Source organism: Pigmentiphaga sp. MLSB6-MA01 (genome assembly GCF_058793475.1).
The window spans coordinates 96976-117422 of record NZ_JBXAFV010000001.1; the positions used below are offsets into that span (position 1 = coordinate 96976).

Annotated in this window: 25 protein-coding genes and 4 tRNA genes; 15 read left to right on the forward strand and 14 right to left on the reverse strand. The window is 67.7% G+C overall.

Translation table 11 applies throughout. From position 1 onward, the window contains the following. Positions 1-213: 213 nt before the first annotated feature. From rplL to AC1Q6E_RS00545, 11 genes are all read right to left on the reverse strand, one after another. The gene (gene rplL / locus AC1Q6E_RS00495; RefSeq protein ID WP_152793514.1) at positions 214-597 is read right to left on the reverse strand and encodes a 50S ribosomal protein L7/L12; all 384 of its coding nucleotides are present in this window, start codon (positions 595-597) and stop codon (positions 214-216) included. Positions 598-684: 87 nt separating this feature from the next. Then, on the reverse strand, positions 685-1206 hold the full coding sequence (rplJ, locus tag AC1Q6E_RS00500) for a 50S ribosomal protein L10 (RefSeq protein WP_296558585.1): 522 nt from the start codon (positions 1204-1206) through the stop codon (positions 685-687). A gap of 291 nt (positions 1207-1497) precedes the next feature. Further along, the gene (gene rplA, locus AC1Q6E_RS00505; RefSeq protein ID WP_152793515.1) at positions 1498-2202 is read right to left on the reverse strand and encodes a 50S ribosomal protein L1; all 705 of its coding nucleotides are present in this window, start codon (positions 2200-2202) and stop codon (positions 1498-1500) included. Between the two features lie 2 nt (positions 2203-2204). After that, a complete protein-coding gene (gene rplK / locus AC1Q6E_RS00510) occupies positions 2205-2636 on the reverse strand; it encodes a 50S ribosomal protein L11 (RefSeq protein WP_152793516.1) in 432 nt (143 codons plus the stop codon). Positions 2637-2770: 134 nt separating this feature from the next. Continuing rightward, entirely contained in the window at positions 2771-3304 is a 534-nt protein-coding gene (nusG, locus tag AC1Q6E_RS00515) for a transcription termination/antitermination protein NusG (protein WP_124687571.1), read from the reverse strand. Between the two features lie 18 nt (positions 3305-3322). Next, entirely contained in the window at positions 3323-3703 is a 381-nt protein-coding gene (secE, locus tag AC1Q6E_RS00520; protein ID WP_152793517.1) for a preprotein translocase subunit SecE, read from the reverse strand. Between the two features lie 126 nt (positions 3704-3829). Beyond that, positions 3830-3905 (reverse strand) — tRNA-Trp (locus tag AC1Q6E_RS00525). A gap of 162 nt (positions 3906-4067) precedes the next feature. After that, positions 4068-5258 (reverse strand): elongation factor Tu, encoded by a 1191-nt coding sequence (gene tuf, locus AC1Q6E_RS00530; protein WP_492572028.1) that lies wholly within the window; start codon positions 5256-5258, stop codon positions 4068-4070. Positions 5259-5311: 53 nt separating this feature from the next. Further along, a tRNA-Thr gene (locus AC1Q6E_RS00535) sits at positions 5312-5386 on the reverse strand. Positions 5387-5456: 70 nt separating this feature from the next. Further along, positions 5457-5530: transfer RNA gene (locus AC1Q6E_RS00540), tRNA-Gly, on the reverse strand. A 140-nt stretch (positions 5531-5670) separates the two neighbouring features. Continuing rightward, positions 5671-5757, reverse strand: a tRNA-Tyr gene (locus AC1Q6E_RS00545). Between the two features lie 168 nt (positions 5758-5925). On the opposite strand from AC1Q6E_RS00545, the gene AC1Q6E_RS00550 reads away from it, so the two are divergent. Genes AC1Q6E_RS00550 through AC1Q6E_RS00575 form a run of 6 tightly spaced genes read left to right on the forward strand, consistent with a single transcriptional unit; the run spans position 5926 to position 11524 of the window. Then, positions 5926-6891, forward strand: a complete 966-nt coding sequence (locus AC1Q6E_RS00550; RefSeq protein ID WP_152793519.1) for a Bug family tripartite tricarboxylate transporter substrate binding protein — start codon at positions 5926-5928, stop codon at positions 6889-6891. Between the two features lie 21 nt (positions 6892-6912). Beyond that, positions 6913-7689, forward strand: coding sequence for an enoyl-CoA hydratase/isomerase family protein (locus AC1Q6E_RS00555; protein ID WP_152793520.1), 777 nt, complete (start codon positions 6913-6915; stop codon positions 7687-7689). Between the two features lie 16 nt (positions 7690-7705). Beyond that, positions 7706-8836 carry a thiolase family protein gene (locus AC1Q6E_RS00560; protein WP_296554808.1) on the forward strand — a complete coding sequence of 377 codons (1131 nt, stop codon included), beginning with the start codon at positions 7706-7708 and terminating at the stop codon, positions 8834-8836. Continuing rightward, positions 8833-9243: a Zn-ribbon domain-containing OB-fold protein gene (locus AC1Q6E_RS00565; RefSeq protein WP_296554806.1), complete on the forward strand. Its 411-nt coding sequence runs from the start codon at positions 8833-8835 to the stop codon at positions 9241-9243. The genes AC1Q6E_RS00560 and AC1Q6E_RS00565 overlap by 4 nt, the downstream gene beginning before the upstream one ends. Further along, positions 9240-10526, forward strand: a complete 1287-nt coding sequence (locus AC1Q6E_RS00570) for a CaiB/BaiF CoA transferase family protein (protein ID WP_492572029.1) — start codon at positions 9240-9242, stop codon at positions 10524-10526. The genes AC1Q6E_RS00565 and AC1Q6E_RS00570 overlap by 4 nt, the downstream gene beginning before the upstream one ends. Positions 10527-10549: 23 nt before the next feature. Next, a complete protein-coding gene (locus tag AC1Q6E_RS00575; RefSeq protein WP_152793524.1) occupies positions 10550-11524 on the forward strand; it encodes an NAD(P)H-quinone oxidoreductase in 975 nt (324 codons plus the stop codon). A gap of 7 nt (positions 11525-11531) precedes the next feature. Here the strand turns inward: AC1Q6E_RS00575 and AC1Q6E_RS00580 are convergent, their stop codons facing one another. Together AC1Q6E_RS00580 and AC1Q6E_RS00585 are read right to left on the reverse strand one after the other, a co-directional pair. Beyond that, positions 11532-12320 carry a GntR family transcriptional regulator gene (locus AC1Q6E_RS00580; protein ID WP_152793525.1) on the reverse strand — a complete coding sequence of 263 codons (789 nt, stop codon included), beginning with the start codon at positions 12318-12320 and terminating at the stop codon, positions 11532-11534. Positions 12321-12341: 21 nt separating this feature from the next. Continuing rightward, positions 12342-12833, reverse strand: coding sequence for an Lrp/AsnC family transcriptional regulator (locus AC1Q6E_RS00585; RefSeq protein WP_152793526.1), 492 nt, complete (start codon positions 12831-12833; stop codon positions 12342-12344). A gap of 151 nt (positions 12834-12984) precedes the next feature. Between AC1Q6E_RS00585 and hppD the strand changes: the two genes are divergently transcribed. After that, a complete protein-coding gene (gene hppD / locus AC1Q6E_RS00590; protein ID WP_152793527.1) occupies positions 12985-14088 on the forward strand; it encodes a 4-hydroxyphenylpyruvate dioxygenase in 1104 nt (367 codons plus the stop codon). A gap of 124 nt (positions 14089-14212) precedes the next feature. Here hppD and AC1Q6E_RS00595 read toward each other — a convergent pair whose 3' ends face one another. Further along, positions 14213-14647, reverse strand: coding sequence for a hypothetical protein (locus AC1Q6E_RS00595; protein WP_152793528.1), 435 nt, complete (start codon positions 14645-14647; stop codon positions 14213-14215). 147 nt (positions 14648-14794) lie between these two features. Here AC1Q6E_RS00595 and gspG point away from each other — a divergent pair, with 147 nt between their 5' ends. The 8 genes from gspG to gspN are packed head-to-tail and all read left to right on the forward strand — an operon-like array spanning position 14795 to position 20443. Beyond that, entirely contained in the window at positions 14795-15238 is a 444-nt protein-coding gene (gene gspG, locus AC1Q6E_RS00600; RefSeq protein ID WP_296554797.1) for a type II secretion system major pseudopilin GspG, read from the forward strand. Further along, the gene (locus AC1Q6E_RS00605) at positions 15210-15761 is read left to right on the forward strand and encodes a prepilin-type N-terminal cleavage/methylation domain-containing protein (protein ID WP_152793529.1); all 552 of its coding nucleotides are present in this window, start codon (positions 15210-15212) and stop codon (positions 15759-15761) included. Before gspG ends, AC1Q6E_RS00605 begins: the two co-directional genes overlap by 29 nt. Next, the gene (gspI, locus tag AC1Q6E_RS00610) at positions 15748-16119 is read left to right on the forward strand and encodes a type II secretion system minor pseudopilin GspI (protein WP_152793530.1); all 372 of its coding nucleotides are present in this window, start codon (positions 15748-15750) and stop codon (positions 16117-16119) included. The genes AC1Q6E_RS00605 and gspI overlap by 14 nt, the downstream gene beginning before the upstream one ends. Next, entirely contained in the window at positions 16116-16730 is a 615-nt protein-coding gene (locus tag AC1Q6E_RS00615; RefSeq protein ID WP_152793531.1) for a PulJ/GspJ family protein, read from the forward strand. The genes gspI and AC1Q6E_RS00615 overlap by 4 nt, the downstream gene beginning before the upstream one ends. Continuing rightward, positions 16727-17734: a type II secretion system minor pseudopilin GspK gene (gspK, locus tag AC1Q6E_RS00620; protein WP_152793532.1), complete on the forward strand. Its 1008-nt coding sequence runs from the start codon at positions 16727-16729 to the stop codon at positions 17732-17734. The genes AC1Q6E_RS00615 and gspK overlap by 4 nt, the downstream gene beginning before the upstream one ends. Beyond that, positions 17731-19122, forward strand: a complete 1392-nt coding sequence (gene gspL / locus AC1Q6E_RS00625) for a type II secretion system protein GspL (protein ID WP_296556786.1) — start codon at positions 17731-17733, stop codon at positions 19120-19122. Before gspK ends, gspL begins: the two co-directional genes overlap by 4 nt. Further along, entirely contained in the window at positions 19119-19700 is a 582-nt protein-coding gene (locus tag AC1Q6E_RS00630) for a type II secretion system protein M (RefSeq protein WP_152793534.1), read from the forward strand. Before gspL ends, AC1Q6E_RS00630 begins: the two co-directional genes overlap by 4 nt. Then, positions 19700-20443, forward strand: a complete 744-nt coding sequence (gspN, locus tag AC1Q6E_RS00635) for a type II secretion system protein N (RefSeq protein WP_152793535.1) — start codon at positions 19700-19702, stop codon at positions 20441-20443. The genes AC1Q6E_RS00630 and gspN overlap by 1 nt, the downstream gene beginning before the upstream one ends. Positions 20444-20447 lie beyond the last annotated feature (4 nt).

The following is a 20447-nucleotide window of genomic DNA, read 5'->3' on the forward strand; positions in this document are numbered from 1 at the left end:
TGCCCCCCTGCCGGGCTCCCCGGCACGGGTTTCTGGTCCGCAGGCGGCATCATCCCCACCTGCGCACCGGAAATCCGTCGCCCGATCCGTGCGCGCACAGCTGCGCGGACCGGCCGTATTGCCACGGAAAACAGGCTTTAAAAGCCCTTTTCCAAAAACGCAAAAACCCGGAGGCCGTTGTTTAGCGGCCACCGGGTACCGGCAAAGATCGAATTACTTGACTTCGACCTTGGCACCGGCTTCTTCGAGCTTCTTCTTGGCGGCTTCGGCGTCGGCCTTGGAAACCGCTTCCTTGACAGGCTTCGGAGCGCCGTCGACCAGGTCCTTGGCTTCCTTCAGGCCCAGGCCGGTCAGTTCGCGCACGGCCTTGATGACGTTGACCTTGTTGGCGCCGACTTCGGCCAGGATCACGTTGAACTCGGTCTGCTCTTCAGCAGCGGCGGCAGCGCCAGCGCCAGCGGCGGGGGCGGCAACGGCCACGGCGGCGGCAGCAGCCGACACGCCGAACTTGTCTTCCAGATCCTTGATCAGTTCCGACAGTTCCAGGACGGTCAGGCCGGCGATGGCTTCGATGATTTCAGCTTTGCTAAGTGCCATTTTGTTTAAAACTCCAATGAATTTAATACCAGGTATTGGGTGTCGCTTCGTATCGCGAAATTCCGAGGGGAAACATCCCCTTGCCGCTTAAGCGGCCTGCTTGTCCCGCACGGCCGCGAGGCCACGCACGAACTTGGTCGGAACTTCGTTGAGCGTACGCACAAACTGCGCAACGGGTGCCTGCATGGTACCCAGCAACTTCGCCAGCAATTCGTCGCGCGAGGGCAGCGAGGCCAGGGCCTTGACACCATCGACGGACATGACGTTGTTCGGCAGGGCACCGCCCTTCAGAACGAGCTTGTCGTTGCTTTTGGCAAAAGTGGACAGGACCTTGGCGGCCGCGACCGGATCGGCGCTGATGGCGTACATCAGCGGACCGGCCAACTGCGACGACAATCCCTCGAAGGGAGTGCCGGCCACAGCGCGGCGAGCCAGCGTGTTCTTCAGAACACGCAGGTAAACGCCCGATTCACGTGCTTGCTTGCGCAGTACGGTGACGGAAGCGACGTCCAGACCACGATATTCGGCGATAACGATCGATTGAGCCTTGGCGACTTGGGCCGAGATCTCTTCGACGACCACCGTTTTCTCTTGACGATTGAGACTCACGGTTTGAACACTCCATCATAAGACGCTCGGGATACCACCCCTTGCGTCAACCGAATGCGGCGAACCTGGTCGATTTCTTTGGATAAAGAATTCTTCCTGGGAGCGCCGTCTGCGCTGGATCCGTGCTTGGGCGGGCAGCATTCCAGCCTGCCCGCGAGTCGCGGTTTTAAGATCCTCCGGGTACCTGGCGGGCCAGGGATTCCGGTTTCACTCCAGCGGTCTTTGACAGCAGCACCGCGCTTTTGGCTATCGCCTCGCGCCCGGTGCAGCCCAAAGTCTGTTGCCCTGCGATTACTGCTGGCTGGCCGCCAGGGAGGCCTGGTCCACGCGGACGCCGCCCCCCATGGTGGACGACACCGCCAGCTTGCGCAGGTAAATACCCTTGGCCGTCGTCGGACGGGCCTTGTTCAGCGCGTCGACCAGCGCGAGCAGGTTGCTCTGCAGCTGCTCGACGTTGAAGGAAGCGCGACCGATGGTGGCGTGGATGATCCCGGCCTTGTCGGTACGGTACTGGACCTGGCCAGCCTTCGCGTTCTTGACCGCGGTGGCGACGTCGGGGGTCACGGTGCCGACCTTGGGGTTCGGCATCAGGCCGCGCGGGCCCAGGATCTGGCCCAGCGCGCCGACGACACGCATCGTGTCGGGCGAGGCGATGACCACGTCGAAGTCCATCTGGCCGGCCTTGATGCGCTCGGCCAGGTCTTCCATGCCGACGATGTCGGCGCCGGCGGCCTTCGCGGCCTCGGCCTTCTCGCCCTGGGCGAACACGGCCACGCGGACCGACTTGCCGGTGCCGGCGGGCAGGACCACCGAGCCACGGACCAATTGGTCGGACTTCTTGGCGTCGATGCCCAGCTGCACGGCCAGGTCGATGGATTCATCGAACTTGGCGGTCGCGGTTTCCTTGACCAGCGCCAGAGCTTCGGCGACGGGATACAGCTTGCTGCGGTCGATCTTGGCGCGCAGCGCGGTTACACGTTTGGACAAGCGTGCCATGATTACAGACCCTCCACCGTGATGCCCATGCTGCGGGCGCTGCCGGCGATCGTGCGGACCGCGGCGTCCATGTCGGCAGCCGTCAGATCGGCTTGCTTGGTCTTGACGATTTCCTCGACCTGGGCGCGCGTCAGCGAGCCAACCTTGTCGGTATGGGGCTTGGGCGAACCCTTCTGGATGCCCGCGGCCTTCTTGATGAGAATGGTCGCCGGGGGCGACTTCATCACGAAGGTGAAGCTCTTGTCGGCGTAGGCGGTGATCACCACGGGAATCGGCAGACCGGGCTCCATGCCCTGGGTCTTGGCGTTGAACGCCTTGCAGAATTCCATGATGTTCAGGCCGCGCTGACCCAGCGCCGGACCGATCGGGGGGGAGGGATTGGCTTTACCAGCTGGCACTTGCAGCTTGATGAAGCCGACGATTTTCTTCGCCATGCTTGACTCCTTGCGGGTACGTTCGCAGGCCGTTCAGGCCTGCTCCCCGGGGTTGACGGTCGGGATTGTCCGCGGCGCGAACGCCGCGGGCCGGATGGCGCTGACCGTAGCGCCCCATCCGGCCAAAGATCTGATCAGGACTTCTCGACCTGACTGAAATCGAGTTCCACCGGGGTCGATCGCCCGAAAATCGTGACCGACACGCGCAGCTTGCTCTTTTCGTAGTTCACGTCTTCCACGTTGCCGTTGAAGTCGGTGAACGGACCTTCCTTGATGCGGACCATCTCGCCCACTTCGAAGAGGATCTTGGGACGCGGCTTCTCCACGCCTTCTTCCATCTGCGACAGGATATCGTCGACTTCGCGCTGGGGGATGGGCGTGGGGCGATTGCCGGATCCGCCCACGAAGCCCGTCACCTTGTTGGTGTTCTTCACCAGGTGCCAGGTTTCGTCGGTCAGGTCCATCTCGACCAGCACGTAGCCGGGGAAGAAACGGCGCTCGGTGATGGACTTCTGGCCACCCTTGACCTCGATGACCTCTTCCGTGGGCACCAGGATGCGACCGAAGGAGGTCTGCAGCGCGGCCCGCTCGATGCGTTCCGTCAGCGCCTTCTGGACGCTTTTTTCCATGCCGGAATAGACATGGACAACGTACCAACGTTTGCTCATCGTCTTGTTTCCGCCGTGTTATTTCCAACCGAGAATGAGGTCGTACAACACCCACTCGATGGTTTTATCCGTAAGCCACAGGAACAGTGCCATGACCACCACGAAGGCGAACACTGCGACCGTGGTCTGGATGGTTTCCTTGCGGGAAGGCCATACGACCTTGCGCGTTTCCTGAACCGAATCCTGGCCGAACGCGACCAGGCGCCGCCCGGGTTCGCTGAACCAGGCAATCACGAGGGCAACGACCACACCGGCGACGATGACGCCCACCCGGGCGATCGTGGGGCTGCTGGCCAAGGCGTAGAACCCCACCAGCCCCGCGACGAACGCCGCGATGGCCAGGCCCAGCTTGATGCGGTCGGCAGTGCTAGTTATGGTTTCTACGTTTGGATTCGACATCTTTTCGTCCGGGCAGCGCCAGACATTGCTGGCGGCGACGGTGCTTGCAAAAACAACCGGGGCTGGAGGCGCCGCGCCGGGCTTTTGTTGGAAGCCCCGGCTAGACCCCGATGGCTCCGGGAGAGGTGGCAGGGGAAGAGGGAATCGAACCCACAACCTTCGGTTTTGGAGACCGACGCTCTGCCAATTGAGCTATTCCCCTAATGGAGCCCCCCCTCGCGCTTCGCGCTCCCCCAGGGGCGACGCTGGCGGACCGGCAGAGCCGGGTCCACGGCGTCCTGGGTAGGGCCGGATTCTTAAGGAGAGGCCCTGGAACTGCTAACCTTCACTACAACACACCCCGCGCCAGCGCGGGGTGAGGATCTTACTTGATGATCTTGGCAACGACGCCGGCGCCGACGGTACGACCGCCTTCACGGATGGCGAAACGCAGGCCTTCTTCCATGGCGATCGGAGCCAGCAGCTTGACCGTGATCGACACGTTGTCGCCCGGCAGCACCATTTCCTTGTCCTTCGGCAGGTCGATCGTACCCGTCACGTCCGTCGTGCGGAAGTAGAACTGGGGACGATAACCGTTGAAGAACGGCGTATGGCGGCCGCCTTCTTCCTTCGACAGCACGTACACCTCGGCCGAGAACTCCGTGTGCGGCGTGATCGAACCCGGCTTGGCCAGAACCTGGCCCCGCTCGACGTCTTCACGCTTGGTGCCGCGCAGCAGGATACCAACGTTGTCACCGGCCTGGCCCTGGTCCAGCAGCTTGCGGAACATTTCCACGCCCGTGCACGTCGTCTTGACCGTGTCCTTGATGCCGACGATCTCGATTTCCTCGCCGACCTTGACCACGCCCCGCTCGATACGGCCCGTCACCACCGTGCCACGACCCGAGATCGAGAACACGTCTTCCACCGGCATCAGGAACGCGCCATCGACCGCGCGCTCGGGCGTCGGGATGTACGAATCCAGCGCCGCCGCCAGCTGCAGGATCGCCGGCTCGCCCAGCTCGCCCTTGTCGCCTTCCAGCGCCATGCGTGCCGAACCCTTCACGATCGGGGTGTCGTCGCCCGGGAAATCGTACTTGCTCAGCAGCTCCCGCACTTCCATTTCCACCAGTTCCAGCAGCTCGGCGTCGTCAACCAGGTCAGCCTTGTTCAGGAACACGATGATGTAGGGCACGCCAACCTGGCGCGACAGCAGGATGTGCTCGCGCGTCTGCGGCATCGGGCCATCGGCCGCCGACACCACCAGGATCGCTCCGTCCATCTGCGCGGCACCCGTGATCATGTTCTTCACGTAGTCCGCGTGGCCCGGGCAATCAACGTGCGCGTAGTGGCGCGTCGCCGTCTCGTATTCCACGTGCGCCGTGTTGATCGTGATGCCCCGCGCCTTTTCTTCCGGCGCCGCGTCGATCTGGTCGTACGCCTTCGCCTCGCCGCCGAACTGGCGCGACAGCACCGTCGTGATCGCCGCCGTCAGCGTCGTCTTGCCGTGGTCAACGTGACCGATCGTGCCCACGTTCACGTGCGGCTTGGTACGCTCAAACTTGCCTTTTGCCATGGCTGACTCCCGCCTCTGGATGCCTGCTATAACGGATGGAACCGCAAAAAAACTGGTGCCCATGACGCGGATCGAACGCGTGACCTCTCCCTTACCAAGGGAGTGCTCTACCACTGAGCCACATGGGCGAATTCTGTACTGCAACTACCGGACCGTCCGGCAACTCACCGGGAACCCGGGCGCCTGCGACGACCTCGTTGGAGCGGGTGAAGGGAATCGAACCCTCGTCGTAAGCTTGGAAGGCTTCTGCTCTACCATTGAGCTACACCCGCCTGCCACTACTGCCGCGGACCCCACCGCCGCCAAACCTTCCAGCCAAAATTTTGACCAGCCGCTTGAGTTACAGCACGCTCCAAGCTACTGGCCACGTCGCGGGTCCACCCACGAATTTCTACCGGAAAGCAAAGCTTTTTGGTGGAGGGGATTGGATTCGAACCAATGTAGGCGCAAGGCCAACAGATTTACAGTCTGCCCCCTTTAACCACTCGGGCACCCCTCCGCCGGGGAACGAAAGATTATGAAGGAGCCAAAAAGGAAAGTCAACTCAGCCTCCCCGCGCGGTACTCGAGTTGGCCAACCCAGGGTTTCCACTAGGAATTCATTCGTTTTAAAAGCCTAAAAGTCCATATATAGTCTTTTAGGTCTTATTAAAAACGAGGAGACTTCCGTGAGGATACGCCAGGTCCTGTATGCGGGCATCGCCGCCGTCGCCGCGTGTGCCGGCGCAGCGGCGCACGCCGCCGATTTCCCCCAACGCCAGATCCGCATCCTGGTGCCCTTCCCGCCCGGCAGCGGCACCGACGGATCGGCCCGCGTGCTGGCGCAGGAGATCACCAGGGCCACCGGGCAGACGGTGGTCGTGGAGAACAAGGCGGGAGCCAACGGCTTCATCGCCACCGAAGAGGTCATGCGCGCCCCGGCCGACGGCTACACGCTGCTGCTGACCAGCAATACGCACGTGGCCAACAAGTTCCTGTTCAAACGCACGCCCTACGACCCGGTCCAGGACTTCAAGGGCATCACCTTGCTCAAGGAGGGCCCCCTGGTGCTGCTGGTACGGGCCGACTCGCCGATCCGCAGCGCCGCCGACCTGACCCGCGCCGCGCGCGCCGCCAAGACACCGCTGGCCTTCGGCAGCGGCAACTCGTCTTCGCGGGTGGCCGCCGAACTCTATAAGCAGCTCGAGCACGTCGACATGCTCTACGTGCCCTACAAGGGCAACCCGCTGGCCATCGGCGACCTGATCGGCGGGCGGATCGACCTGATCTTCGCCGACTCGACCTCGGCCACTCCCTTGATCCGGGGCGGCAAGGTACGGGCGATCGCGACCACCGGGCGGGCCCGCACCCCCAACCTGCAGGAAACCCCCACTCTTATAGAGAGCGGATTGGCGGACTTCAACCTGGGCTCGTGGCTGGTCGTGCTGGCGCCGCGCGACACGCCCGATCCCGTGGTCGATCGCCTGAACCAGCTCTTCCGCGATGCGCTGCGCACCGAAACCGTGAAGCGCAACTTCCTGGAATCGGACGCGGTGCCGCTGGGGACCAGCCGCCAGGAACTGGCCGACTTCATGGACTCGGAGAACCGGCGCTGGGGTTCGATCATCCAGAAAGCCGGCATCCAGCCCGAGTAACCCCCCCCCCCCGGAGCATCCATGTCCATCGACACCCAGAAGACCGACCGCGGGGTCGGCATCATCACCATCAATCGTCCCGAGAAGCTCAACGCCATGGACGCGGAGCACTATCGGGGCCTGTCCGACGCCTGGGCGCAAATGCGCGACGACACCGACGTGCGCGCCATCGTCATCACCGGCGCCGGCGAGAAATCCTTCAGCACGGGCGCCGACCTCAAGACCTTCATCGGCAATCCGCCCCAGCTGTCGGAGTTCTGGCTGACCCAGCAGGGCATGCTGCTCAACCGCGGGCTGGAGATGTGGAAGCCGGTGATCGCCGCGGTCAACGGCTATTGCCTGGGCGGCGGCATGACGCTGCTGCTGGCGACCGATATCCGCCTGGCCGTGCCGCACGCGACCTTCGGCCTGTCCGAGGTCAAGCGCGGGGTGATCGCCGCCAACGGCGGCACGCAGCGCGTGATCGAGCAGTTGCCGCGCGCCATCGCCATGGAGTTCCTGCTGACCGGCGATGCCTTCGACGCCGCCACCGCCGAACGCTGGGGCCTGATCAACCGCCAGGTCGAGCCCGCGCAGTTGATGTCCGAGGCCCTGAAAATCGCCGGGCGCATCGCCGCCAATGCCCCGCTGGCCGTGCAGGCCGCCAAGGAACTGGCCCTGCGCGCGGGCAGCATGGACCTGAACGTCGGATTGCGCATGGAGCAGTTGTACAACCGCATGCTGTCGGCCACCGAAGACGCCGCCGAAGGCCGCCAGGCCTTCAAGGAAAAGCGTCCGGCCCGGTTCAATGCGCGCTGACGCCACAGGAAACCCCATGAGAGGAAAGTACGTCATCGCCGGGATCGGCCACACCCGCTACGGCAAGCTGCCCGGCCGCTCGACCGTCAGCCTGAATGTCGAGGCCTGCCGCAACGCACTGGCCGATGCCAACGTCGGCAAGGACATCATCGACGCCCTGTTCGTCAAGGTGCCGACCTCGGCCCGCGAATTCATGTACGGCCAGAAACTGGCCGAAGCCATGGGCCTGCGCCCGAAGCTGGGCGGGGCCTGGGACCAGGGCGGCGCGGCCAACGTGGCGCTGATCTCCCAGGCCGTCATGGCGATCGAGGCGGGCCAGTGCGAAGCCGCCCTGGTCTGCTACGCGGACAACCCCCGCACCGGCAACCGCGCCGTCTACGCGCGGCCGCGCGGCGACGACGCCGTGTACGGATGGTTTTCCACCGCCGCCGGCTACGCGATGATCCAGCGCCGCCACATGATCGAACACGGCACGCGCCCCGAAGATCTCGGCGCCATCGCCAAGGCCTGCCGGCGCCACGGCGCCGCCAATCCCAACGCGCAATTGCGCGCCGCCATTTCCCTGGACGACTACATGGCCTCGCCCATGCAGATCGACCCGCTGCGCCGCGACGACTGCTGCCTGGTCTCCGACGGCGGCGCGGCGGTGGTCGTGATGAGCGCGGCGCGCGCCCGCGCGCTGGGCGTGCCGAACGCCGTCCCCATCCTGGGCTTCGGCCAGGGCCAGACCTCGTGGGAAGTGGCGCAGCGGCCCACGCTCACTTCGACCGAGGCGGTCGTCTCCGGCCGCACCGCCTTCGCCATGGCCGGCCTCGCGCCCAAGGACATCGACGTCGCTCAGATCTACGACTGTTTCACCATCACCGCGCTGATGACGCTGGAGGACTACGGCTTCTGCAAGAAGGGCGAAGGCGGCCGGTTCGTCGCCGACGGCCGCATCGAGGCCGGCGGCGACCTGCCGCTCAACACCAGCGGCGGCCTGCTGTCCGAGACCGGCATGCCCGGCATGCAGCTGGTCATCGAGGGCGTGCGGCAGATCCGCGGGCAGGCCACGCTGCAGGTGCCCGGCGCCGACACCTGCCTCGTCAGCAACCAGGGCGGCACCATGCACACCCACAGCACGCTCATTCTAGGCAGCCAGCCATGACCGAATTTCCCCAGCCCGACATTACCGAGACCAACCGCCCGTTCTGGGATGGCCTGAAGGCCGGCGAGCTGCTGTTCCAGCAATGCGGGCAAGGCCACCGCTGGCTGCCGGCGCGCGACCACTGCCCGCACTGCCTGAGCGACGACGTCCGCTTCGTGCCCGCGGCCGGCGGCGCACGCCTCGTCAGTTGGGTGCTCTACCGCAGCGCCCACCATCCGGCCTTCGAATCGCGCGTGCCCTACAACGTGGCCATCGTGGAACTGGACGAAGGGCCGCGCATGATCTCCAACGTTCTTTGCGACGAACCGGCGCTGCGCGCCGACATGCCGCTGCGCCTGCGGATCGAGGCCCAGGACGACTACGCGGTGGCGCGCTTCGAGCCCGCCGGGCAGGGGGGCCACGCATGAGTGCCCGCGCCCGGCCGCCCCGAGGCGGCGCGCCCTCTCACGGGGAGGATGTCGCGCAGCGGCAGGAGGGTACACCCGTGGGCGCCGGCATGCCCCAGCCCCTGGCCGGCATCACGGTGCTGGACCTGACCCAGATCTACAACGGCCCCTACGCCACCTTCCTGATGGCGCGGGCCGGCGCGGACATCGTCAAGATCGAGCCGCCCGGCGGCGAACACCTGCGCAAGCGCGAAACACTGCCCGACGACGTGGTGACGGTGCCGTTCGCCATGTTCAACGCCAACAAGCGTTCGCTGTGCCTGGACCTGAAGACCGACACCGGCCGCGCCGTGCTGCGGCGGCTGGCCGCCCGCGCCGACGTGCTGGTCGAGAACTTCACCCCCAGCGCCATGGAGCGGCTGGGACTGGGCGCCGAATCGCTGATGGCGGCCAACCCCCGGCTCATCTACGCGTCGAGCTCCGGCTACGGCAGCACCGGCCCCTATCGCGACTACCCCGCCATGGACCTGGCGGTGCAGGCCATGTCGGGCGTCCTGAGCAGCACCGGCCAGCCGGACGGCGATCCGGTCAAGGCCGGCCCGGCCGTATGCGACTTCATGGCGGGCATCCACCTGTACGGCGCCATCGTCACGGCCCTGCTGCGGCGCGAACGCACCGGCGCGGGCGGACGCGTGGAGGTCTCGATGATGGAGGCGGTCTATCCGTCGCTGGCCTCCAACCTGGGCGGACTGCGCCGCGGCAACCGCAGGCCGCAGCGCACCGGCAACCGGCACGGCGGCATGGGGTTGGCGCCCTACAACGTCTATCCATCGGCCGACGGCCACGTCGCCATCATCACCACCAACGAAAAACACTGGCGCGCGCTGGTGGCCGCGCTGGACCTGGACGCGCTGGCCGCCGATCCCCGCTACGCCACGCGCGATGCGCGCGCGCGCCACATGGACGAGCTGGACGAGGCGCTGGGCGCCGTCACCCGGCGCCTGGGCAATGCCGAGCTGCTGGCCCGCCTGCGCGCGCGGACCGTGCCCTGCGCGCCGGTACAGGAGCTGCTGGACGTGGTGGACGACCCGCACCTGCATGCGCGCGGCGCGCTGCGCCACATCGACCATCCCGCCTACGGCCGCATCCTGGTGCCGGACACGCCGCTGCGATTCCTCGACCAGGAACCGCCCCCCTACCGGCCCAGTCCCGGCCTGGGGTCCCAGGCGCGGGAGATCCTGGCCGACCTGCTGCAATGCGGGGACGACGAACTTGATAGACTGCAAGCCGAGCTGTCCCCCTGACCCCCCATTTCGAGACTCCCATCATGCAGCAAGACGCGATCATCATTTCGCGGGCCGGCGGGCCCGAGGTCCTGGTTCCCGCGCGGTGCGACATCCCTCAGCCGGCCGCCGACGAAGTGGTCGTCAAGGTCGCATGGGCCGGCGTCAACCGCCACGACTGCGGCCAGCGTTCGCGCGGCCCCAACGACCACGAATCCGACATCCCCGGCCTGGAAGTCTCCGGCACGGTGCATGCCGTGGGACCGCTGGCGCGCGGGCTGGAAGTCGGCATGCAGGTGTGCGCGCTGGTCAACGGCGGCGGCTATGCCGAATATGTCGCCACGCACTGGCAACAAGTGCTGCCGGTTCCCGCCGGCCTGACGCTGCAGCAGGCCGCCTGCCTGCCCGAGGCGGCCTTCACCACCTGGTACAACTTCTTTTCCCTGGCGGCGCTGCAGGTGGGCGAGTCGGTGCTCATCCACGGCGCGACCAGCGGCGTGGGCGTGTTCGCCGTCCAATTGCTGTCGGCGCTGGGCCATCCGGTCTACGCCACCAGCGGCAGCGCCGAAAAGTGCGCCCTGGCGCTGAGCCTGGGCGCGCGCCGCGCCTTCAATTACAAGACCGAACCCTTCGCGCAGCTGCTGCAGGAAGCCGGCACGCCGGTGGACGTGATCCTCGACATGTCGGGCGGACGGCACATGGAGCAGAATCTGGCCGCGCTGGCCTACGGCGGCCGCATCCTGCACCTGTCGGGCGGTACCGCGCCGGTGCCATTGTCGCTGCGCGCCATCATGCAGAAGGAAGCCCGCGTGACCGGCGCCATGATGCGCCCCCTGCCGGCCGCCAGGAAGGCGCTCGTCGCGCAGGCGCTCAGGAAGGTCGTCTGGCCGCTGGTGGGCAGCCGCATCCAGACCCGGGTGCACCAGACCTATCCGCTCGCCCAGGCCAGCCAGGCCCACCGCGACATGGAGCAAGGCGACCACAGCGGCAAGCTGCTGCTGCAGGTGGACGCGGCCTGAACGACGGCTATCGGGGCGCCAGCACCGCGGCCGGCCGGTGGGCGATCAGCACGTCCTTGGGAATGACGATGTCCATCAGGAACACATCGCCCGGATAGTAGGAAATGCCGGCCGTCAGTACCCGCGAATCCGTGGCCATCAACTTGCGGACCAGCTTGGCCACCGGGGCGCCGTAGGGGCAGTCGAGCTTCCTGGCCAGCACCACGTCGGCCGTCTCGATGCTGATGGTCTGGTAGGAATGGTCGACGTCTTCCTCGGCATACTGCAGGGCGAGCTGCAGCAACAGTTCGGAGGCCGCGGCCCCGTCGGGGAAGCGCGCGTACAGGTGGCTCGCCACGAACATGTTGTAGACCCCGATGGGTTTGCCTTCCCGCACGTGCGTCTTGATCACTTCCACGTAGGAGTCGTAGAAGCTGCCGCTGGCGACCAGTTCCGGCGGCAGGACGGCGTCGCGCACCACCTCGTGCACGACGATGGAGAAGCCGCCGGCGCGCGGGGACAGGCCCGAAATGGGCGTGCGCAGATGCCCCGGCGCCGCGCCCGGGACCTCGCACACGAAGGTGCCGCGCCCACGGTTCGAGACCAGCACGTTTTCCTGGACCAGCACGTTCACGGCCTGGCGGACGGTAATGCGCGCCACCTGGTACTGTTCAGCCAGCACTTCATAGCGGGGAAGCTGGTAGCCGACCGGCCACGCGCCGGACGTGATCTTGTTGCGCAGCGCGTCGGCCAGCTGCACATATAGCGAAATCCGGCTCTTGGGATCGAGCTTGAACTGGTTGCCCTCGGTACTCATGCTTGCATCCTATCGTACTTTTCAGCGCGGATTCGCCGGACCGATGGCTTGCGGCACGTCCTTGATTTTCTTGAGCGCGAAGCTGGAACGCATATCCACGACCGCCGGATGTTTCATCAGGGTATCCATGGAAAAACGCGAGAAATGCGCGAGGTCGACCACCTGCACGCGCAGCAGGTAATCCATGTCGCCCGTCATCGCGTAGCAGGCCACGACCTCGGGCCAGCCCAGGACGTCGCGGGCGAACTGCTCGATGGGCGCATGGCCGCCATCCACATGCTTCTGGAGCCGCACGCTGACGTAGGCCAGGAGGCCCAGCCCCACTTTCTCGGCATCGACGATGGCAACGTACTGCCGGATCACGCCGGTGGTCTCCAGGCGCCGGACCCGCCTCAGGCAAGGGCTGGGCGACAGCGCCACGCGTTCGGCCAGTTCCTGGTTGGTCAGCCGGCCATCGCGCTGCAATTCCTCCAGAATCCGCCTATCCGTGCGGTCCAATTCGACTTCGGGCATGATTGACCAAAAATTGAATATACAGAGCAATTTTATTTCAAAAACATCGCCTTCATGAGCAATATTTGAAATCATTTGCCTCGCGATCATTCCTACAATTCCGTCTGACAGCCCTTTCGATCAGGCGCGCAGCGCCACAGCGGAGACAGCCATGACCACCCCCTTCCAGCCCTGGGACAACCCCATGGGCACAGCCGGATTCGAATTCGTCGAGTACGCCGCCCCCGACCCCGCGGCCCTGGGCAAGGTGTTCGAGGGGCTGGGTTTCAAGGCCATCGCCCGCCATCGCCACAAGAACGTGCTGCTCTACCGCCAGGGCGGCATCAACTTCATCGTCAACGCCGAACCAGACTCGTTCGCGCAGCGCTTCGCGCGCCAGCATGGCCCCTCGATCTGCGCGATCGCCTTCCGGGTGAACGACGCAGCGGCGGCCTACAAGCGCGCGCTGGAACTGGGGGCCTGGGGATTCGACGGGCATAGCGGCCCGATGGAACTCAACATCCCGGCCATCAAGGGCATCGGCGATTCGCTGATCTATTTCGTGGACCGGTGGCGCGGCAAGAACGGCCGCAAGGGCGGCATCGGCGACATCGACATCTACGACGTGGATTTCGAGCCGCTGGATCCGGCCCACGCCGGCGAAGACGCCCGCCACCGCGGCGCCGGCCTGGCCCTGATCGACCACCTGACGCACAACGTGCACCGGGGCCGCATGGCCGAATGGGCGGATTTCTACGAGCGGCTGTTCAATTTCCGCGAGATCCGCTACTTCGACATCGAGGGCAAGGTCACCGGCGTCAAATCCAAGGCCATGACCTCGCCCTGCGGGCACATCCGCATTCCCATCAACGAGGAAGGCAACGACGAGAAGGGCCAGATCCAGGAGTACCTGGATCTCTATCACGGCGAAGGCATCCAGCACATCGCGCTGGGCTCGGACGACATCTACGCCACCGTCGAGGCCCTGCGGGCCTCGGGCGTGGTCTTCCTGGACACCCCCGACACCTACTACGAACTGCTGGACAAGCGCCTGCCGGGCCACGGCGAGGACGTCGCGCGACTGACGAAGAACCGGATCCTATTGGACGGCGCTCCCGGCGGCGGCCTGCTGCTGCAGATCTTCACGCAGACCGTGATCGGCCCGATCTTCTTCGAGATCATCCAGCGCAAGGGCGACGAAGGCTTCGGCGAAGGCAACTTCAAGGCCTTGTTCGAATCGATCGAACTGGACCAGATGCGCCGCGGGGTGTTGTAGCCCCCCTACGCGCTGACGCGCGCCCCCCCAGGGGGCGATGCGGGTGGACCGGCAAAGCCGGATCCACCGCATCCTGGGCTAGACAAACGGCTGGCGAGGGCTGGCGCTTTGTGGTGGTCCGCGTTCAGCGCGGCGCGGTGACGCTGCGGATGCCGTCCACGGGGGGGAGCCTGGTGGCCTGGACTTCGACGCGTTCGCCCCCCTGGTCCAGCACCACGCCACCGCCCAGGACCTCGGCCAGCGTGACGCCTTCGGCCAGCTGGGTGCCGACGGCATAGGCGCGGGCGGGGCGGCCGTCGATGGCCAGGACCGCCGAGCCGCTGGGCCCGGCGGCGATGAGGCCCGCCACGACCACCTGGATCTTCGCTCCCGCGCCCGTGCCGAACCAGCCGGCCACGGGGCCGGTGTCGGTCTGCAGGGCACCGTCGCCCACCGCGGTGGGGGGAGCGGGCGGCGGAGACGGCGCGAGCAGGATGGCTCCCCACACGCCCAGGCCCGCCGCAAGCACGAGCAGCGCGACGAAGGTGCTCAATCGGGGGAGATTGGGGATTACCCGCATTACTGGCTCCGGCAGGGGCCGCTTGGGCGCGGCCGGTCAAAATGGTCCATTTTGCGGGCGGAATATGACAGGGATACCCACATCATGAATTGTCATCTAAAGCAGCGATAATAGGTGCCGCAAAAATTACGACACGGAGTTTACGCTGTGACACGGTCACGCTCTATCCGCGCCCGGCGCCAGGCCGGCTTTACCCTGATCGAGATCATGGTCGTCGTGGTCATCCTGGGCATCCTGGCGGCGCTGGTCGTGCCGCGGGTGCTCGACAGGCCCGATCAGGCCCGGGCCGTTGCCGCCCGGCAGGATGTTTCCGGCATCATGCAGGCATTGAAGTTATACCGTCTCGACAATGGCCGCTACCCCACGACCGAGCAAGGCCTGCGCGCCCTGGTCGAACGGCCCGCGACCGGACAGGTTCCGCCCAACTGGAAACAGTACCTCGACCGCCTCCCCGCCGATCCCTGGGGCAATCCGTACCAATACCTGAACCCGGGCGTACGCGGCGCCGACGTCGACGTGTTTTCGCTGGGCGCCGACGGCCAGCCCGGCGGCGAAAACGCCAATGCCGACGTCGGTTCCTGGGATCTCTAAGCCCCGGCGCAGCACCGCCGCCCGCGGGGTCGGCGCGGGCCCCCGGCGTGCCCGGGGGTTCACGCTGATCGAACTGATGGTCGTGGTCGTGATCGTCGGGATCGCCGCCGCGGCCGTGACCATCCGGGCCTTCCCCGATCGCCGCAAGCTGCTCCGGGACGACGCCGAACGGCTGGCCCAGTTGTTCTCCGTGGCCCAGGGCGAGGTCCGGGCCGACGGCCGCCGCATCACCTGGCAGGCGGACGAACAGGGCTATCGCTTCGTCCGGCGCGCCCGTGCCCTGACGCCGGGCGCGGTCGTGGCCGCCGGCACCTCCACCACCACGCTGGACACCTTCGGCCGCGACGAACTGCTGCGCCCGCGCCGCTGGGCCGACGGCCCCGTCACCGTACAGGTGGAGCCGCCCGGCCCGCCCGTGTTCACATCGGAGTGGATCCCGGGTCCGCTCATCGTCCGGTTGCGCAACGCCGATGCGATCGTGACCATCCTGCGCGACGAGGCGGGACGCTATGCGGTCCAATGACGCCGGCTTCACCCTGGTCGAAGTGCTGGTCGCGCTGGCCATCGTGGGCGTGGCGCTGGCCGCGTCGGTGCGGGCGGTCGGCCTGATCGCGCAGAACAACGCCGCGCTGCGCGCCAAGTCGCTGGCGCTGGTCGAGGCCGAGAACCAACTGGCCGAATTGCGCCTGGCCCGCCTCATGCCGAGCCCGGGGCGCCAGATGGTCGCCTGCCCCCAGGGCGGCCAGGCCATGCAGTGCGAACAGGTCTTCACCAACTCCGACAACACCAACATCCGCCAGGTGATGATCCGCGTCCATCCCGAGGGCGATCCCGACCGCGTGCTGGCGCAGGTCAACGGCTTCCTGAGCGCGCTGCCATGATCCGACGCGCGCAGGCCGGCTTCACCCTGATCGAGGTGCTCGTCGCCATCTCCCTGATGGCGGTGGTGGCCATCATCTCGTGGCGCGGCCTGGAGAACGTCAGCGCCCTGCAGCGCCGGCTGGCGGGCGATGCCGACGAGGTCGAGAACGTCACCCGCATGCTGGGCCAGCTCGAGCGCGACCTGGCCATGCGCGCGCCGGACGCGCTGCTGGACACCGGCACCGCCACGGCCACCGGCGCGCGGCTGCCGCAAAGCCTGCGCATCACCATCAAGGAAACGCCCGACGCCTCCGCCACGCTGGAGATCATCCGCGCCGACGCGGCCGACCCGGCGGGCTGGCAGCGTGTCGTCTGGTTCCTTGACGGTACGGTGCTGCGCCGCGCGGCCGGCGCCCCGGCGCGCCTCTACCCCCTGCCCGCGGCGGGCGGCGGCGCGGCGATACTAGGGGGCGTGACACGCTTCGCCATACGCGCCTGGGTACCCGGCCAGGGCTGGATCAACACACCGTTCCCCGCCACCGGGACCCCGTTCACCGGCCTGGAGCTATCGGCCGAACGCCGGAACGGCGAGCGCGTGGAGCGCTATCGGCGCGTGGTGGTGCTCGAATGACCGGACGCCCGGACCTTCGCGGCAAGGCGCGCCGGCAGCGCGGCATGGCGGTGATCAGCGCCCTGCTCATCGTGGCCGCCGTGGCGGTGCTCGTGACCGGGCTCTTCCAGCGCCAGGCGGCGTCGGTGCGCGCCGTCGAGAACGAACAGGCACGCATCCAGGCGCGCTGGCTGCTGCTGGGCGGCCTGGACTGGGCCCGCCTGGTCCTGCGGGAAGACGCCCGCCGCAACAACACGACGCGCCTGGGCGAGCTGTGGGCCACGCCCGTGGCCGATACCCGCATCACCCGGCCCGGGGACGACAGGGTGGCCTTGTTCTCCGGCCGCATCGAGGACGAGCAGGGCAAGTACAACCTGCGCAACCTGGCCAAGGCCGGCGTGCCGCAACCCGCGGAAATCGCCGCGCTGGACCGGCTGTGCGCGATGCTGGGCCTGCCCGGCAGCCTGGCGCCGCGGATCGCCGTGCGGATCGCCAGCGCCCAGGCCGTGCCGGGCGGTTCCGGGGAAACCGGCACGGGAACGGGAACGGGAACGGGGGCCGGAACCGGCACGGGCCAGAACGGGGACACCGCGCAGAGCCGCGGCCCCTCGGCCCCGATGATACGGACGGTGGACGACCTGGAGGGCATCACCGAGGTGGACGAAAAAACGATCGAGGCCCTGCGCCCCTACGTGACGGTGCTGCCCGAGAACACCGCCGTCAACGCCAACACGGCCCCGGCCGAGGTCCTGGCGACGGTGGTGCCGGGACTGTCGCTGGCGCAGGCCCGCGCGCTGACCGAACAGCGCAACGCCGGCTCCTGGTTCAACGACCGGGCCGATTTCGGCAACCGCCTGGCCAATCCTGACATTACTATCAGCGACGCGCAGATCGTCACCGCCAGCAAGTGGTTCATGGTTTCCGGTACCGTGACGCTGGAGCGCGCCGCCGTCACGATGCAGGCGCTCGTCTCGCGGGCCAATGCCAATTCACCCACCGTGGTCTGGAAGAGGGAGACCAATTGAAGACAACGTTGCGGCTAGAGCTACCCGCCCTATCCATGCTGCATGCCAGTTCGCGGGTGGCGTTCGCGCTGCTGGACCGCCAGCATGCCGTCCAGCGGACGGGCGAACTGCCGCTGGCCGAACTGGCCGCGGCCGTGCCGCCCAGCCGCGTCGAGGCCATCCTGCACCCGGCCGACAGCGTGCTGACCACCGTCACGGTGCCGCCCCTGCCCACCCACCGGCTGCAGGCCGCCGTCGCGGGCGCGGTCGAACCCATGCTGCTGGGCGATATCGAGAGCCTGGCCGTCGCCCACGGCGCCCGCACCGGCGACGGCGCCGTCGCCGTGGCATGGACGGCCCGCGACCCGCTGGCGCGCGCCCTGCGGCTGCTGGCCGACAACGGCTTGCCCGCCGACGTCCTGATGCCGGCCCCGCTGGCCCTGCCGCTGACAGAAACAGGATGGACCGTGCTGGTGCGCGACGACCACGTGGTCGTACGCACCGGCCTGCAGACCGGCCAGGCCTGGGCCATCGACCCCTTCGCCACGACCGATGCCGATCCGGCGGTGGCCGCGCTGCTACCCGCGCTCGAACAGGACACCCCCGGCGTCGTCGGCTGGATCGATCCGCCGCCCGCCGGCTGGCCCGAACTCTCGGATACCGAACGCCGCCCCCTGCCCGCCACCGCTCGCTGGCAGGGCGCCACCCCGGGCTGGTCGCTCGCCCTGGCCGATCTGCAGCCGCACCGCACCGGCCGTTCGCCGTGGCGCCAGCCGGCCCTCTGGGCCGCGGCCGCGGCCGCCGTCTGGCTGCTGGGCCTGAACGTCCATGCCTGGCAGCTGGGCCGCGAGGAAGCCGGCCTGCGCCAGCGCATGACCGCCCAGGTCAAGGCGGCCTTCCCGGACATTCCCGTCGTGCTGGACCCGCTGCGCCAGGCCGAACAGCGGCGCGACTCGCTGCGGGCCGCGGGCGGTGAATTCGGCTCGTCCGATTTCCTGCCCCTGGCGCTGGCGACCACGCAATTGCTGCCGGCCGCCACGAACAACGTCGTGGCGCTGCGCTACACGCAGGGCGAACTGAAGCTGGAACTGGTGGACGACGGCATAGGCATGGTCGCCAAGGCCGGCGCCGCCCCGACCCCGGCGCCGCAGCAACAGGCGACGCATGGCCTGCGGCGCTTCGTGCCGCGCCGGGAACAGGCGGCCACGCCCGCCCCCGCGCCGGCGGCCAGCCGGATGGAAATCGATCCGGCCATCCTGCAACGCGCCGAGAGCCTGGGCCTGCAGGTCGCGCATGACGACGGCGTCTGGACCATCCGCTCCGCCGCCAGCGCGGGCCAGGACGGCAGCTCGCGCCCATCGCCACAGGGCGGCGGCGTGCGCATTCAACAGGACAACCCGCGACGATGAATTTGCCCGCTTTCAAGCTTTCCATGCCGCCGGCGCTCACCCGGCTCGGCGAAGACGCCGGGCGGCGCTGGGCCCGGCTCGCGCCGCGCGAACGCCGCCTGCTGGGCATCGCCGGCGCGGTGGCCGGCGCATCCCTCGTATTCCTGCTGTTCGTCGAGCCCGCCTGGACCCGCGCCAGCCGCCTGGGCACGCAGTTGCCGCAGTTGCGCACCCAGGCGGCCCGCGTCGACGCGCTGACGACCGAGGCGCGCGGCCTGCAACGCGTGACCAGCGGCAGGATGACGGCCGACGAGACCCGCCAGGCCCTGGCCCAGAGCCTGGAACGCGCCGGCCTCGCCGCCGAGGTGGCCCCCGCGGCCTCGCCGGCGGGGACCACCGGCGAGGCCTGGCAGGTCACCGTCGACCAGGTCCAGGCCGCCGGCCTGATGCAGTGGCTGGCCTCGGTGCCAGGCCGCACCCGCCTTCAATTGGCACAGGCCGATCTGGAACGCCCCACGGACGACAACGGCCGCCTGCTGACGGGCAAGGCGTCGGGCGTCCTGGTATTCACCCCGGCCACGACCGGACAGGCCCGCTGATGCGTACCTGGCTGAAGATCCTCCTGTGCACCGCGGTGGCCCTGGCCGCCGCCCTGGCGGTACTGCCGGCCCGCTGGCTGATCGCGATCCTGCCGGCCCAGTGGCCGGTGGCCGTGGTCGACGCCTCGGGCACGGTCTGGCGTGGCAGCGCGCTGCTCGCGCTTGGTTTCCCCGAAGCCCGCAGCACACTGCCGGCGCCGGTCGAATGGCGGACGAGATGGGATGGCGGCCCGATGGTCGAGATCCGCCACCCCTGGCTGGACGGCCCGCTGGGCCTGCGCCTGCAGACCAACGGTTTCCTGCTGTCGGGCCGCACCCTGAAGCTGCCCGCCTCCACCCTGGAGCAACTGGGGGCGCCCTTCAACACCCTGCGGCCCGCTGGCGACCTGCGGCTCAAGTGGCCGTCCCTGCGGCTCAACGGCGGCATTCCTGCCGGCGAGATCCTCGATGCCGAATGGAGCAACGCCGGCACCGCGCTGTCGCTGCTCCGGCCCATCGGCCACTACCGCGCGCGCCTGACCGGCGAAGCCGGCGGCGCCGTCGCGCTGGCGCTTTCCACGCTGTCCGGCCCCCTGACCATGGAAGGGTCCGGCCGCTGGGCCGCGCGCACCGGCTTCAGCTTCAACGGGGTTGCCCGCCCCGCCCCCAATGCCTCGCCCGAGGCCCGCGCCGCGCTGCAAAGCACACTATCGGCGCTCGGCCGCCGCTCGGGCGACGACTCCATCCTGCAAATCGGCCGCTAACATC